13 protein-coding genes are annotated in these 15,038 nt (G+C 71.5%); 10 read left to right on the forward strand and 3 right to left on the reverse strand.

Annotated elements, in window-relative coordinates; all coding sequences use genetic code 11:
- Positions 1 to 102: 102 nt before the first annotated feature.
- The 3 genes from ACIBU0_RS20440 to ACIBU0_RS20450 all read right to left on the reverse strand — a co-directional run bounded on the left by ACIBU0_RS20440 (position 103) and on the right by ACIBU0_RS20450 (position 3,889).
- Entirely contained in the window at positions 103 to 801 is a 699-nt protein-coding gene (locus ACIBU0_RS20440; protein ID WP_398820102.1) for a LuxR C-terminal-related transcriptional regulator, read from the reverse strand.
- A 363-nt stretch (positions 802 to 1,164) separates the two neighbouring features.
- Positions 1,165 to 2,541 (reverse strand): sensor histidine kinase, encoded by a 1,377-nt coding sequence (locus ACIBU0_RS20445; protein WP_398820105.1) that lies wholly within the window; start codon positions 2,539 to 2,541, stop codon positions 1,165 to 1,167.
- A gap of 139 nt (positions 2,542 to 2,680) precedes the next feature.
- Entirely contained in the window at positions 2,681 to 3,889 is a 1,209-nt protein-coding gene (locus tag ACIBU0_RS20450; RefSeq protein ID WP_398820108.1) for a sensor histidine kinase, read from the reverse strand.
- A gap of 338 nt (positions 3,890 to 4,227) precedes the next feature.
- On the opposite strand from ACIBU0_RS20450, the gene ACIBU0_RS20455 reads away from it, so the two are divergent.
- Genes ACIBU0_RS20455 through ACIBU0_RS20500 form a run of 10 tightly spaced genes read left to right on the forward strand, consistent with a single transcriptional unit; the run spans position 4,228 to position 14,920 of the window.
- Entirely contained in the window at positions 4,228 to 4,623 is a 396-nt protein-coding gene (locus ACIBU0_RS20455) for an NADH-quinone oxidoreductase subunit A (RefSeq protein ID WP_398820110.1), read from the forward strand.
- Positions 4,614 to 5,276 (forward strand): NADH-quinone oxidoreductase subunit B, encoded by a 663-nt coding sequence (locus ACIBU0_RS20460; protein WP_398820113.1) that lies wholly within the window; start codon positions 4,614 to 4,616, stop codon positions 5,274 to 5,276. Before ACIBU0_RS20455 ends, ACIBU0_RS20460 begins: the two co-directional genes overlap by 10 nt.
- Positions 5,273 to 6,961 (forward strand): NADH-quinone oxidoreductase subunit C, encoded by a 1,689-nt coding sequence (locus ACIBU0_RS20465; RefSeq protein WP_398820115.1) that lies wholly within the window; start codon positions 5,273 to 5,275, stop codon positions 6,959 to 6,961. The genes ACIBU0_RS20460 and ACIBU0_RS20465 overlap by 4 nt, the downstream gene beginning before the upstream one ends.
- Positions 6,958 to 7,926 (forward strand): NADH-quinone oxidoreductase subunit H, encoded by a 969-nt coding sequence (locus ACIBU0_RS20470; protein WP_398820118.1) that lies wholly within the window; start codon positions 6,958 to 6,960, stop codon positions 7,924 to 7,926. The genes ACIBU0_RS20465 and ACIBU0_RS20470 overlap by 4 nt, the downstream gene beginning before the upstream one ends.
- Before the next feature lie 2 nt (positions 7,927 to 7,928).
- Positions 7,929 to 8,633 carry a NuoI/complex I 23 kDa subunit family protein gene (locus ACIBU0_RS20475; protein WP_398820120.1) on the forward strand — a complete coding sequence of 235 codons (705 nt, stop codon included), beginning with the start codon at positions 7,929 to 7,931 and terminating at the stop codon, positions 8,631 to 8,633.
- Complete coding sequence (locus ACIBU0_RS20480; protein WP_398820123.1) at positions 8,630 to 9,403, forward strand: NADH-quinone oxidoreductase subunit J; 774 nt, start codon at positions 8,630 to 8,632, stop codon at positions 9,401 to 9,403. The genes ACIBU0_RS20475 and ACIBU0_RS20480 overlap by 4 nt, the downstream gene beginning before the upstream one ends.
- Complete coding sequence (gene nuoK / locus ACIBU0_RS20485; RefSeq protein ID WP_398820126.1) at positions 9,403 to 9,792, forward strand: NADH-quinone oxidoreductase subunit NuoK; 390 nt, start codon at positions 9,403 to 9,405, stop codon at positions 9,790 to 9,792. Before ACIBU0_RS20480 ends, nuoK begins: the two co-directional genes overlap by 1 nt.
- Complete coding sequence (locus ACIBU0_RS20490) at positions 9,789 to 11,819, forward strand: NADH-quinone oxidoreductase subunit L (RefSeq protein WP_398820129.1); 2,031 nt, start codon at positions 9,789 to 9,791, stop codon at positions 11,817 to 11,819. The genes nuoK and ACIBU0_RS20490 overlap by 4 nt, the downstream gene beginning before the upstream one ends.
- 6 nt (positions 11,820 to 11,825) lie before the next feature.
- Positions 11,826 to 13,400 carry a NuoM family protein gene (locus ACIBU0_RS20495; RefSeq protein ID WP_398820132.1) on the forward strand — a complete coding sequence of 525 codons (1,575 nt, stop codon included), beginning with the start codon at positions 11,826 to 11,828 and terminating at the stop codon, positions 13,398 to 13,400.
- A complete protein-coding gene (locus ACIBU0_RS20500) occupies positions 13,397 to 14,920 on the forward strand; it encodes an NADH-quinone oxidoreductase subunit N (protein WP_398820134.1) in 1,524 nt (507 codons plus the stop codon). The genes ACIBU0_RS20495 and ACIBU0_RS20500 overlap by 4 nt, the downstream gene beginning before the upstream one ends.
- The last annotated feature ends 118 nt before the right edge of the window (positions 14,921 to 15,038 follow it).

Raw genomic sequence — 15,038 nt, forward strand, 5'->3', positions numbered from 1 at the left:
CCCCGGCGCTTGCTTACAAGACGCTCCCCGCTCGTTCTTTGGTTCTAGGTCTGGGCGGATCCCCCCAGGCGCACCCCTTCTGTCTGACACAGTGTCAGATGGTTAGGAGTTCAGGTAGGTGAGGACCGCCAGGACACGTCGGTGATCCCCGTCGCTCTGGGACAGCCCGAGCTTGAGGAAGATGTTGCTGACGTGCTTCTCGACGGCTCCGTCGCTCACCACCAGCTGCCGGGCGATCGCCGAGTTGGTGCGCCCCTCGGCCATGAGCCCCAGGACCTCCCGCTCCCGCGGAGTGAGCCCCGCGAGCACGTCCTGCTTACGGCTGCGGCCCAGCAACTGGGCGACGACCTCCGGGTCGAGGGCCGTACCCCCTTGGGCCACCCGCACGACCGCGTCCACGAACTCCCGAACCTCCGCCACGCGGTCCTTGAGCAGATAGCCGACCCCACGGCTGGAACCGGCCAGCAGTTCGGTGGCGTACCGCTCCTCCACGTACTGCGACAGTACGAGTACCCCAAGTCCCGGATGTGCCTTCCGCAGCTGCACGGCCGCCCGCACTCCCTCGTCCGTGTGCGTGGGCGGCATCCGTACGTCCGCGACCACCACATCCGGCAGCTCGCCCTGGGCGTCCAGCTCCGTGATGGTCTTGATCAGCGCCTCGCCGTCCCCGACCCCCGCCACCACGTCGTGCCCACGGTCGGTCAACAGCCGGGTCAGTCCCTCCCTGAGCAGCACCGAGTCCTCGGCGATGACCACCCGCACCCTGTCCTCCACGATCCTCGGCCCCCCGAACCTTGGCATGTGGCCGAGCGTGTCCCGGCCCTGTCGTCCTTCGCGATCTCAGTATCCCGCGATCGGCTGTTCGTTACCGGGCCTGTGGATAACCTGCCGGCCTTCGTTCGTATCGCGTGGGCACCGGGGAGGCGTTTCGGGGCGCACGCTGAAGGAGTGCTTGCGGACAAGGCCGCTTGAGACGGGGCGCAGGCCCAGGTGTGCTTGCCGGCGTGGGCGCGGGCTCAGGAACGGTTGTCGGCGTGGGCGCGGGCTCAGGAGCGGTTGCCGACAGGGGTGCGGGCTCAGAAGCGGCCGCGGGCAAACGGAAATCCGGCCCCGCATCAACCGGAGCCGGATCCCCACCCCACTGGGCCGAACGGCACACCCGACCTACACGGTCCGCCAGGGGAGCTCCGCCGTGACCCGGGTGGGCCCGCCGACCGGCGAATCCGCCACCAGAATCCCGTCCACCGCGTCCAACCGCTCGGCCAGCCCGGCCAGCCCCGAACCCCCGGAGACGTCGGCGCCACCGATCCCGTTGTCCACGACCTGCAGCATCAGCCGGTTCTCCACCCGCCACACGTCCACGGCCGCCCAGGTGGCCCGAGAGTGCTTGCTGATGTTCTGGAGCAGCTCCGACACCGTGAAGTAGGCGATCCCCTCGATCGCCGGCACCGGCCGCTCGTCCAGGTCGACCTGCACCTCCACCGGCACCGTGCAGCGCGAGGCCACCGCGGACAGCGCCGCGTCGAGCCCTCGGTCGGTCAGGACCGCCGGATGGATCCCGCGGGCCAGGTCCCGCAGCTCCTGCAGCGCCGTCTTCACCTCGCCGTGCGCCTCGTCGACCATCCGGGCCGCCGCCTGCGGATCCTCCGCGAGCTTCTCCTTCGCGAGGCCGAGATCCATGGCCAGGGCCACCAGGCGGGCCTGGGCGCCGTCGTGCAGGTCGCGCTCGATGCGCCGCAGGTCGGCAGCGGCCGTATCGACCACGACACCGCGGTCCGACTCCAGCTCCACCACGCGCGTGGCCAGCCGCGACGGCCCGAGCAGGCCGTGCACCAGCAGCCGGTCGACCATTGTCAGCGCGCGCACGATCCACGGCGTGGCCAGCGTGAACAGCAGTCCGATCAGCGCGGTCACGGTGATCTCGAAGGGGTTGTCGAGGTAGATGTGGTGGGTCTCGTCGCCGTACAGCTGAAGGCCGTCCTGACCGGCCCACACCGGGAACACCCAGAACCACAGCGGATACGTCAGCAGCGCCCAGCCGTACGCCCAGACGTTCACGGCGACGACGAACGAGAACGTCGCCCACGGGAGGTGCAGCACCGCATAGAGCAGGCTCCGCCACGACGTCCCGCTCTTCAGTACGGCGCCCATCCACGCCATGAACCCGCTCCGGCGCATCCGCAGCGGCTCCGGGTCGGCCACCTCCAGATCCAGCAACGCACGCGCGCGTGCCCGCTCCAGCGCCCCCAAGCCCCGGCAGCCGGCGAGGCCCGCCGCCAGGATCGGGATGCCGAGGAAGGTCACCAAAAGACCGGCGCCCAGCGACACCATGGTGACGGCGTACACGAACAGCACGATGCTGATCGGCAGGCTCAGCAGCACGTACCCGAACTCGCGCCAGGTGCGTGCCTCGAACGGCGCCCGCAGCCCGGCCGGCAGCCGGTGCTGTCGCTCGCCGCCGTGCTCGGGAAAGCCGCTCGCGGGGCCGTGCCCGGCGTGACCGAGCCCCTGCCCGTAGCCCTGTCCGTACTCCGTGGCCATCGGCGTCGTCCGTTCTCCTCGTCCCGTCAGCCCCGCTCGCCCGGGCTGTGCCGTCGTATCTCCACCCTGCTCGAGTGCAGGTCTGCGGACCATGGAGGCCGTCGGCGTCTTGAACGGGGGGTTTTCCCTACCCCGGCCGCTACCCCTGCCCGGGCACGCGGTCCCGCCAGGGCAGCTCCGCCGTCACCGTCGTAGGGCCGCCCTTCGGTGACTCGATGACGAACAGGCCGTCCACGGCCTCCAGCCGGTCGGCGAGCCCGCGCATGCCCGTACCGCCGTCGAGGCGTGCGCCTCCGCGGCCGTCGTCCCGGACCTGGATGAGCAGCCGGTCCTCCGACCGCCACACGTCCACCGACGCCGACTTCGCCCCGCTGTGCTTGCTGACGTTCTGCAGCAGCTCGGAGACGGTGAAGTAGGCGATGCCCTCGATGGCCGCGGCCGGTCTGGACAGCAGGTCCACGGTCACCTTCACCTCCGCCGTGCAGCGTGAGGCGACCGCCGACAGGGCGGCGTCCAGGCCACGGTCCGTCAGTACGGCCGGGTGGATGCCGCGCGCCAGATCGCGCAGCTCCTGCAGCGCGAGCTTCACCTCGCCGTGCGCCTCCTCGACCATCACCGCAGCCGAGTCGGGGTCCTCCAGCAGCTTCTCCTTGGCCAGCCCCAGCCCCATGGCCAGGTTGACCAGGCGGGCCTGGGCGCCGTCGTGCAGGTCGCGCTCGATGCGGCGCAGATCGGCGGCGGCCGTATCCACGACGACTCCCCGGTCCGACTCCAGTTCGGCGATACGGCGCTCCAGCTCGTCGGACGGCGACAGCAGGCCGCGCACCATCGCCCGGTCCGCGTTGGCCAGGCCCCGCGCGATGAACGGCAGCACCGGCCACAGCACGAACAGCGAGGTGATCGTGATGGTGAAGGTCAGGATGCCCCAGGGCAGACGGATGAAGTCGTACAGGATCGTGCGCCAGCCCACGGGGTCCTTCAGCGCCAGCCACAGCTGCGGGAAGAAGCCGTCCTTGCCACCGCGCAGTGGCAGCGGACTCGGCTCGTCCACCCGCACTCCGAGCAGCGCACGCGCGCGTGCCCGCTCCAGCTTGCCCAGCTGCCGCGCACCCATCAGCCCGGCCGCGAGCAGCGGGAACCCGATCACCGTCAACGTCAGGAACGCACCGGTGAACAGCACCGTCGCGACGTAAGTGAAGCCGAGCAGCGACAACGGAAGGTTCGCCAGGAGATGTGCGATCTCCTTCCAGGTGTGCCGGTCGTAGGCGAAACGGGCGGGTGGCAGCGGCGGCTGCTCGTCGTCGGACCGCCTTGAGGCGACCCGCGAAGGGCTGGGGCGTTCGGTCATATGGGCTAGCGTGCCGCGCGGTGCGCCACCGCGCCATGAGGCGGGCCGCCCCTGTATCCGGGGGAAATCCCCACCCTCACGACCCTGCCGGGCGGCGGGCCTCGCACCCGGCCCTCGCATCTCGACGAGATCTCAACGCGTGACGGGCTGCTTACGGTGTCTTTAGCAGGGCCTAGACTCCCGTGCGTACAGATCGTCGAACAGCGATGTTCACGAGGAACAGCGGTGTTCATGAGGAACAGCGGTGTTCACGGCGAACAGCGGGGTTCACGAGTTCACAAGTCGCAGGACACTGGTTCTGGGGCATCGGTTGCGAGGTCAGGGAGCGAGGGGCGGACGTGTCGGAACAGACCGTCGTCGTCGCGGCGGACTACTTCCAGTCCTACTCGGTCGTCGGACTGCTGGCCGTCATCGGCGTGCTGTTCGTCGCCGTCGCCTTCGGGGCGGGCCGCCTGCTGCGTCCCGTCGTCCCCACGCCCGAGAAACTCCTGACGTACGAGTGCGGCGTCGACCCGGTCGGCGAGGGCTGGGCCCACACCCAGGTCCGCTACTACGTCTACGCCTTCCTCTACGTGATCTTCGCCATCGACTCGATCTTCCTGTTCCCCTGGGCGACGGTCTTCGCCGACCCCGGCTACGGCGCGACGACGCTCGTCGAGATGTTCGTCTTCCTCGGCTTCCTGGCCGTGGGCCTGCTCTACGCATACAAGAAGGGCGTTCTGGCATGGACGTGACGCCAGACACCAACGAGCAGCCGGTTCTGTTGCCGGAGCCGAAGCGGCTGGGCGCGCTGGCCCGCCTCGCTCCCGAGCCGATGAAGGTGATCCTGAACTGGGGTCGCCGCTACTCGCTCTGGGTCTTCAACTTCGGCCTCGCCTGCTGTGCGATCGAGTTCATCGCCGCGTCGATGGCCCGCCACGACTTCATCCGCCTCGGCGTGATCCCCTTCGCGCCCGGCCCCCGCCAGGCCGACCTGATGGTCGTCTCGGGCACGGTGACCGACAAGATGGCCCCGGCCGTGAAGCGTCTGTACGAACAGATGCCCGAGCCGAAGTACGTCATCTCCTTCGGAGCCTGCTCGAATTGCGGCGGCCCCTACTGGGACTCCTACTCCGTCACCAAGGGCGTCGACCAGATCATCCCGGTCGACGTGTACGTCCCGGGGTGCCCGCCGCGTCCTGAGGCCCTGCTCCAGGGGATTCTGAAGCTTCAGGAGAAGATCGCGCGCGAGTCGCTGGGGGAGCGGTACGCGGGCGCGGCGGGGCGCCCGTCGACGGCGGCGCTGCAGAGCGGGCTGGTGAAGGCGCCCGGTGCGCCGGGTGCTGGTGCGCCGGGCGCGGGTGCCCCCGGTAGCGGTGGTGCCGACGCCGGGGAGGCCGGCCGATGACGACGATCGGCTGGCTGCCCGCCCCCGTCGAGGACCTCTTCGGCCCGGAGGCCACGGCCGAGGAGTCGTACGAGGTCCTGACGGTCGACGTAGCCCCGGCATCCTGGATCGCGGCGCTGGAGACGGCCCGTGACCAGCTGGGCTGCACCTACTTCGACTGGCTGAGCGCGGTCGACGAACCGGGCACGGGCTTCCGCGTCGCGGCCCACGTCGCCGCCCTGTCTCCGGTACGGCGTCTGCTGGTCCGTACGACGGTCCCGCACGAGGCGCCGACGCTGCCCTCGGCCGTGGGCGTCTACGCGGGCGCGGCCTGGCACGAACGCGAGACGCACGAAATGTTCGGCGTGGTCTTCGCCGACCACCCTGCCCTGGACCACCTGCTCCTCCCGGAGAACTTCGAGGGTCACCCCCTCCGCAAGGACTTCGTCCTGGCGGCCCGCGTGGCCAAGGCCTGGCCCGGCGCCAAGGAACCCGGTGAGTCCGAACACGGAGGCCCGAAGCGCCGCCAGATGCTGCCCCCCGGCGTCCCCGACCCGAACGAATGGGGCCCCCTGAAGGGCCAGCTCCCGCCTGCCCCGGCCCGCCCGGCCCGGGGCGCGGGGCGTGCGGCCGGGGAGCGGCCGGCCCGGGCTGCGGGGGAGCGGCCGGTGCGGCGGGCTCGTACTGCGGCGGAGGGCTCGGCGAGCCAAGCGGCGGAGCCTGCGGCTGGAGCGCAGGCGGGTGCCGTGCCGCGTCGCGCTCGTACGGCGGCGGAGGGTTCCGCGAGCCAGGCGGAGACCTCGGCAGGCGCGGCTCCTACGGCGGCATCGCCGGAGGGTGCGGTGCGACGTGCGCGTACGGCTGCGGAAGGGTCGGCGAGCCAGCAGGGGGCGGCTTCGGAGGGCGGCGCTCCCGCGGCGGGTGCGGCGCGGCGTTCACGTACGGCGGCGGAGGGCTCGGTCAGCCAGGCCGCCGCTCCGGACGCCGAGCCCTCGCCGGAGGCGGGCGCACCTGCGGCGGGTACCGGAACGACGCCGACCACCCCCGGGACGCCGACCACGCCCCGCCGCGCGCGGAGCGCCGACGAGGGCTCGGCGAGCCGGCGGGCCGAGGCGGCGGCGGAGACGACGACCGGCGGAGCAGCGGAGCCCGGAGCGGCCGAGCAGCGCGGAGCGGGGGACGGCGGCGAGGCGGCTGCGCCCAGCACCCCGCCGACCCGACGTGCGCGCAGCGCGAGCGAAGGCTCGGCAAGCCAGAGGGCCACATCCGATGCGGCGGCGTCCGATACGACGTCACCCGATGCGGCGTCGGCAGGCGCGGCATCCGACACGTCCGACACGTCCGACGCGACTGCACCGAACGCGGCGTCGGCCGACACGGCGTCCACCGGTGCGGCGTCCACCGGTGCGGCCGAACAAGGGCGCCCGCCCTCGTCTCCCTCGGCTGTTCCGAGGACTCCCCCGCCCCCCAAGGCCCCCCGCAGCCCGGACGCCCCGTGGCACCACGCCCGTCCGGCCTTCGACGAGCCCGAGCCGGGACGGCGAGCCGAGCCCGAATCCGCCCCCGATCGGCCCGAGCCCGGCGAGGCAGTCACCCCCGCAGACACAGACGCCGCAGACGCGGACCGCACGGACGCAGACCGCAAGGAAACCGGCCGCACCGACTCCGCCGCCGACGACGCAGACCCCACAGGAGGCCCGCAGTGAACGACGCGCTCGACGTCACCCTGCGACTCCTGATCGTCTTCGTCGTCTTCCTCACGTTCCCGCTGATCATCGGTCAGACCGAGCACAAGGTGATGGCCCATATGCAGGGCCGCCTCGGCCCGATGTACGCCGGCGGCTTCCACGGCTGGGCCCAGCTCGTCGCCGACGGCGTGAAGTTCGCGCAGAAGGAGGACGTCGTCCCGGCCGGCGCGGACCGCCGTATCTTCCAGCTCGCCCCTGCCGTGGCCCTCCTCCCGTATCTGCTCGTCCTCCTCGCCATCCCCATCGGCCCGGGCGAGGGCGCGGTCGGCGAGGTCATCGACGCGGGCATCTTCTTCGTCCTCGCGGTCATGGGCGTGGGCGTCCTCGGTTCCCTCATGGCCGGCTGGGCCTCCGCCAACAAGTTCTCCCTCCTCGGCGGCCTGCGCACCGCCGCCCAGCTCCTCGCCTACGAGCTCCCCATGCTGCTCGCCGCCGCCTCCGTGGCGATGGCGGCCGGCACCGTGTCCCTCCCCGGCATCCTCGACGCCTTCGAGTGGTGGTGGCTGCCCTGGCAGATCGTCGGCGCGATCGTCTTCTTCGTCGCCGGACTGGCCGAGCTCCAACGCCCGCCCTTCGACATGCCCGTCGCCGACTCGGAGATCATCTTCGGCGCGTACACCGAGTACACCGGCCTCCGTTTCGCCCTCTTCCTCCTCGCCGAGTACGCCGGAATCGTCGTCCTGTGCGGCCTGACCACCGTCCTCTTCCTGGGCGGCTGGCACGGCCCCTGGGGCGCCGACGGCCTCGGCTGGGTCTGGACCCTGCTGAAGACCGCCGTCCTCGCCTTCCTCGTGATCTGGCTCCGCGTCACCTACCCCCGTCTGCGCGAGGACCAGCTCCAGAAGCTCTCCTGGACCCTCCTCGTCCCCCTCTCCCTCGCCCAGATCGCCCTCACCGGCGTCGTCAAGGTGGTGATCCAGTAACCATGGCTGCGCCTCTCCCTCCCTCCTCCCGGTCCCGCATCCCCGGCTCGGGCCTGGCCAAGGGCCTGGCCGTCACCCTCCGCACGATGACGAGGAAGTCCGTCACCGCGCAGTACCCGGACACCCAGCCCGACCTCCCGCCCCGCACCCGCGGCGTGATCGGCCTGTTCGAGGAGAACTGCACGGTCTGCATGCTGTGCGCCCGCGAGTGCCCGGACTGGTGCATCTACATCGACTCCCACAAGGAGACCGTCCCGGCGGCGACGCCCGGCGGCCGCGAACGCAGCCGCAACGTCCTCGATCGCTTCGCCATCGACTTCTCCTTGTGCATGTACTGCGGTATCTGCATCGAGGTCTGTCCTTTCGACGCCCTGTTCTGGTCCCCGGAGTTCGAGTACGCCGAGACCGACATCCGCGACCTCACCCACGAACGCGACAAGCTCCGCGAGTGGATGTGGACGGTCCCGGCCCCGCCCGCCCTCGACCCCGGCGCCGAGGAGCCCAAGGAGATCGCCGCCGCCCGCAAGACCGCCGAGAAGCTGGCCGCCCAGCAGGAGGCGGCAGTGGCGGAGCAGGCCACACCGACAGAGCCCACCGCGGCGGACGCTCACGCGGAGGAGCAGGCCCGCGCCGCCGAGCAGCCCACCCGGCCGGCCGGAGAGTCCAAGCAGCAGACCGACCAGCCGAGGCAGGAGGGCAACGAATGACCCTCGCCGCAGCCGCAGGTCTCCTCGCGGCGGGCCCGACCACCAGGGCCACCGCCGAAACCCACGGCTTCCTCTCTCCGACCGGCGTCGAGATCGCCTTCCTCCTCGTCGGCCTGGTCACCTTCGGGGCCGCGCTGGTCACCGTCACCACGCGGCAGCTGGTGCACGCCGCGCTGTGGCTGGTGGTCACGCTCGGCGGCCTCGCCGTCGAGTACCTCCTGCTCACCGCCGAGTTCATCGCCTGGGTGCAGGTGCTCATCTACGTCGGTTCCGTCGTCGTCCTCCTCCTGTTCGGTCTGATGCTCACCAAGGCCCCCATCGGCCGCTCCCCGGACGCCGATTCCGGCAACCGCTGGGCCGCACTCACCGTGGCCGTCGCCGCCGCGGCCTCCCTGATCTGGGTGGTCGTCGACGCCTTCCGTGCCACCTGGATCGACCTCGACGGCCCCGCCGCCGGCTCCACCAAAGCCACCGGCGAGAGCCTCTTCCAGAACTGGGTCCTCCCCTTCGAGGCCCTCTCCGTCCTCCTCCTCGCCGCTCTGGTCGGCGCGATCGTCCTGTCCCGCAAGGCGAAGGAGACCGCCACCGACCGGCCCGGCGCCGGCGCCCCGGCGGGCCGCAGCACAGCCCCGAGCGCCCCCTCGGCGAAGCCGGCGGCCGACCGCTCCACCACGGCCCCCGCCCCCGCCGACCGCGAGCCCTCGGCGACCGGCGCCGCCTCTCCCGCCGCCACCGAGCCCGGCGCCCCGAGCGAGAAGGAGCCGCGCTGATGCATCTCGCCTATCCCGCCGTACTCTCCGCCCTCCTCTTCTGCACCGGCCTGTACGGCGTCCTCGCCCGCCGCAACGCGATCCTGGTCCTGATGTCCGTCGAGCTGATGCTCAACGCCGTCAACCTCAACCTGGTCGCCTTCGACGTCTGGCTCAGCAGGACCGCCGAGGAGACCCTGCACTCCGGCCAGGCGCTGACCCTGTTCACCATCACCATCGCCGCCGCCGAGATCGGCATCGGCCTGGCGATCGTCCTCGCCGTCTACCGCAACCGCGGCACCTCGGACATCGACAAGCTCCGCGACACCGCCGAGAGCCCGGACACCGACGGCCCCGACCGCGACGCCCTCACGGCCCCGCAGGCCGAGAAGGCTGAGGCCACCGCGTGACCACGACCACCCTCGCCGCACTCGTCCCCCTCCTTCCGTTCCTCGGTGCCGCATCGGGCCTGCTCCTTGGCCGCACCGCCCCGGGCTTCGTCCGCCCGCTCGCCGTCCTGCCGACGCTCGCGTCCCTCGTGCTCGCTGCGGTGGTCGCCGTGCGCCAGGGCGGCGACCAGGCGATCGACGCCGCCACCGAACTCACGCCCACCGGCTCGGTCCCGATCGACCTTGCCCTGTACATTGACGGCTTCGCCGCTCTCGTCGCCGTCCTGGTGGGCGTCGTCGCCACCTGCGTGCAGATCTACTCGACGGGCTACCTGCGCGAGGACCCGCGCTACCCCTCGTACGCCGCGCTCGTCTCCCTGTTCACCTCCGCGATGCTGCTCGTCGTCTACTCCGGCGACCTGATGGTGCTGCTGGTCGGCTGGGAGATCATGGGCATCTGCTCGTACTTCCTGGTCGGCCACTACTGGGAGACCCCGGAGGCCCGCGCCGCCTCCATCAAGGCCTTCCTGGTGACCAAGCTCGGTGACGTCCCCTTCCTCATCGGCCTGTTCGCCCTGGCCACCGACGCCGGGTCCTTCCGCATCACGAAGGTCCTCGGCACCGTCGCGAGCGGTGGACTCGACCACCCGACACTGATCGCCCTGCTGCTCCTCGCGGGCGTGGCCGGCAAGTCGGCGCAGTTCCCGCTGCACACCTGGCTCCCCGACGCGATGGCGGGCCCGACGCCCGTCTCCGCGCTGATCCACGCCGCGACGATGGTCGCCGCCGGTGTCTACTTCATCGCCCGTCTCCTCCCGGTCTTCCAGGCCTCCCAGGCCGCGATGATCGTCCTCGCCGTCATGGCCGCCGTCACGATGCTCGGCTCGGGTCTCGCCGCGCTCGCCCAGGACGACATCAAGCGCGTCCTCGCCTACTCGACGATCGGCCAGCTCGGCTACATGACCGGTGCCCTCGCCGTCGGCGACCGCGGTGCCGCCGTCTTCCACCTCCTCTCGCACGGCGCCTTCAAGGCGCTGCTGTTCCTCGCGGCCGGCGTGATCATCCACGCCGCCGGCACCAACTCGCTGGCCGCCATGTCCCGCATGAGCCACCTGCGCGACCGCATCCCCGACGCCTACTGGACGATGAGCGTGGCGCTCCTCGCGCTCGCCGCGATCCCGCCCTTCAGCGGTTTCTTCTCCAAGGAGTCCGTCCTCGGCGCGGCCGAGCACGTCGCCACCGGCCACACCGAGCACGCCCCCGGCGCCGCAGGCTGGACCGTGCTGATCACCGGCATGATCACGGCCCTGCTCACGGCCGCGTACGCGATGCGCCTGTGGCTGCTGGCCTTCCGTGGCCGGGGCGCCGAAGCCCCCGACCACGGCAGGCAGCCGCTGACGATGACCGTGGTGCTGTGGGTGCTCGCCGTCCCGTCCCTCGCCGTCGGCGCGCTCGCCTACCGCGTCCTGCCGGACTGGTTCGACGGCCGCGACCTCGCCCCGACCCTCACCACGTCCGTGGTCGGCACGGGCGTGGCCCTGGTCGGCGGCGTCGTCACCTACGCCGCCTGGCGGCACACCACGGCCTTGGCGGCCCGCGTCCCTCCCCCACTCTCGGCTTCGCTCGAGCGGGGGCACCCCCATGGTGCGGTCGCGGCACACCCCGAGGGCGACGCCGCTCAGGTCGAGGCCGAGGCCATCGCCAGCCACGCGCCCGTGTACGGGGGAGTGGCCTACGCGCCCGACCCCGCCGACCCCGGGCGACTGCTGCTCGGCCCGCTGCACCGGCACGCGGCCGTCGGCTTCCACCTCGACGCCCTGTACCGGGCGCTGTTCGTCCGCCCGGTCCAGGGCGGCGCGAGTCTCGTCCGGTTCCTCGACCGCGAGGTCGTCGACACCTACGTGCGTGGCGCGGGCGCGCTACCCCGCTGGCTCGGCATCGCCGTGCGGCGCGCCCAGACCGGCAACGTGCAGACCTATGTGAGCGCTCTGCTCGCCGGCACCGTCGTCCTGGCGATCGCCGCCGTCCTCGTCGCCACGGGAGCGTGAGCAGGCGTGATCGATATCAACGAGTCCGTGATGCAGTTCCTTCTGGCATTCGTCGTCGTCGGCCCGCTCCTCGGCGCCGCCGCCGCTCTCCTGCCCGCCCCGCCCGGGCTGAAGGGGAAGTCGCCCGAGCAGGCCGTGCTGCGGCACGGCGTCACCGTCACCGGCGTGGTGCTCGTCGCCGCGATCGTCCTCGCGCTCGGCTTCGACCATGACCAGCCGTCGAAGATGCAGGCCAGCACGGACATCAGCTGGATCCCCGCACTCGACGTGCGCATCCACCTCGGCATCGACGGCATTTCGCTCCCCCTTCTGGTCCTGACCGCGCTGCTGACCTTCCTCTGCGCGCTCTACTCGTACTTCAAGATGCCTGCGGGCCCGAGCCCGAAGGCCTTCGTCGCACTGCTGCTCGTCCTGGAGTCCGGCACCCTCGCCACCTTCGCCGTCCTCGACCTGCTGCTGTTCTTCCTCGCCTTCGAGATGGTCCTGATCCCGATGTACTTCCTCATCGCCCGCTGGGGCGGCGAGGGCCGCGCCGCGGCCGCCTGGAAGTTCATCCTCTACACGCTGCTCGGCTCCGTGGTCATGCTGCTCGGCCTGCTCCTGATCGGAATCAAGGCGGGCACATTCGACATGGTGGCACTCGCCACTGACAACGGCCCGTCACTGAGCACGTCCGTGCAGGTCACCGCCGTTCTGGCGATCGGGATCGGGCTCGCGGTCAAGACGCCGATGTGGCCGCTGCACAGCTGGCTGCCCGACGCCCACACCGCCGCCCCGACGGTCGGCTCGGTCCTGCTGGCCGGTGTCCTGCTCAAGATGGGTACGTACGGGTTCGTACGGATTCTGCTGCCGATCGCTCCCGACGGCTTCGCCGACTTCGCGCCGTACCTCGCCGCCTTCGCCGTCGTCGGGATCATCTACGGATCCCTGGCCTGCCTCGCCCTCGCCAAGCGGGGCGCGAAGGGTGACCTGAAGCGCCTCATCGCCTACTCGTCCGTCGGCCACATGGGCTTCGTGCTGCTCGGCATCGCGACGATGACCCCGACCGGCCTGAACGGCGCCCTGTTCGCCAACGTCGCTCACGGCCTCATCACCGGCCTGCTCTTCTTCCTGGTCGGCGCGCTGAAGGACCGTACGGGCACGACCGACCTCGACGCCCTCGCCGAGCAGACCGGCGCCGCTCTGTACGGCAAGGCCCCGCGCCTCGGCGGACTGCTCGCCTTCGGTGCGGTCGCCTCGCTGGGGCTGCCGGGCCTCGCCGGGTTCTGGGGCGAGATGCTCGCGTTGTTCGGCGCGTTCAAGCCCGCCGCCGAGCTCAGCCGCCCGGCTTTCCTCACCTTCATGGCCATCGGCGCCTTCGGCACCCTGCTCACGGCCGCGTACCTGCTCGTCGTGGTCCGCCGCGTCTGCATGGGCGCCGCGCCGCAGGAAGCCCCGAAGCTCGCCGACGTCCAGACGTACGAGTTCGCGGCCTGGACCCCGCTCGTCGCCCTCACCGTCGTCGCCGGACTGTGGCCGAAGACCCTCCTCGGCCTGACCGACCCGGCCGTGCAGCAGCTCCTCGCAGGAGGCACCCGATGAGCTCCCTGGCCCAGCCCCTGGCCGAGTCGCTGGTCCAGTCCGTCGACTGGCTCGCCATCGCGCCGCCCACCGTCGCGGCGGCCGTCGCACTCGTGGTCCTCGTCGCCGACCTGTTCGTCGCGGAGAACCGGAAGGCCCTGCTCGGCTGGACGTCCGTAGCCGGTCTGGCAGCCTCCGCGCTCCTGCTGCTGCCCCTCCTGGACGGCGACCGCTCCACCTTCTGCCTCACCGGCGACCCCGCCGTCTGCAGCTACACGGCCGACCGCTTCACGCTCGTCATCCAGTTCCTGGTCCTGGGCGGCGCCCTCCTCGCGGCCCTCCTGTCGGTCACCGCACTCAAGGACGCCAAGAAGGAACTCCCCGAAGGGGAGTTCTGGTTCCTGCTGCTCTCCTCCGCCGCCGGAGCCGCCCTCCTGCCCGCCTCCCGAGACCTGGCGACCCTCGTCGTCGCCCTCGAAGTGGCCTCACTCCCCGCGTTCGCGCTGGTCGGCCTCCGCTTCGGCGACCGCAAGTCCTCCGAAGCGGCCCTGAAGTTCTTCCTGTCGTCGGTCACCGCGACCGCGGTCAGCCTCATGGGCATCAGCTTCGTGTACGCCGCCACGGGCACGCTCTATCTGACCCAGATCGCCGAGCGGATCCAGAACGTCGACGGGCAGCTCGAGATCCTCGCCCAGACCGGAGTGGTCCTCACCCTGGTCGGCTTCGCCTTCAAGACCGCGGCCGTGCCCTTCCACTTCTGGGTGCCGGACACCTATGTGGGAGCGCCCCTGCCGGTCGCCGCCTACCTGTCGGTCGTCGGCAAGGCGGTCGGCTTCACCGGCCTGATCCTCGTCACGGTCATCGCGCTGCCGTCGTACGCCGACGTCTGGGGACCGGCCCTCGCGGCGCTTGCCGCCCTCACCATGACCGTCGGCAACGTCGGCGCCCTGCGCCAGCAAGCCACGCGCGCGTACAGCGCGGTACGCCTGCTCGCCTGGTCCTCCGTCGGCCAGGCCGGCTACCTCCTTGTGCCGATCGCCGCCGCCGCGTACTCCGACGACGCCGAGCGGTCCATCGGCTCCACCGTCGCCTACGCCCTCATGTACGCCGCCGTGAACCTCGGCGCCTTCGCGGTGGCCGCACTCGTCGGCCGTACGAAAACCCTCAACCGCATCAGCGACTACCGCGGCCTGTACGCGCGCAATCCCCTCTCCGCCCTGATCCTGGCCTTCTTCCTGCTCTGCCTCGCCGGACTCCCGCCAGGCATCATCGGCCTGTTCGCCAAGGTCACCGTCTTCTCCGCCGCCGTCGACGCCGGCCTCGGCTGGCTGGCCGTGGTCATGGCCGTCAACGTAGTGATCGCGCTGTTCTACTACCTCCAGTGGACGGCCCTGCTGTTCCGCGCCCCCGAGGGCGAGCCCGTCAAGCACCTCCTCCCCGCGCCGGTGACGGCCACGATGGCCCTCACCGGCGTCGTCGGCATCGCCCTGTCCGGAGCCCCCCAGCTGATCCTGCGCTTCGCCGACACCGGGCTCTTCTGAGCCCTGGCGCATTCCGGGCGCGCGCAGGGGACGCTCCACGCCCCACGCGCGTGCCGGCGCCTCACCCGGACGGCCCACGCCTGCCTCCGAACATGCAAGGGAACCCGTGGCCCTCGCC

The sequence above is a fragment of the Streptomyces sp. NPDC049627 genome (genome assembly GCF_044465645.1).
Lineage (GTDB): Bacteria > Actinomycetota > Actinomycetes > Streptomycetales > Streptomycetaceae > Streptomyces.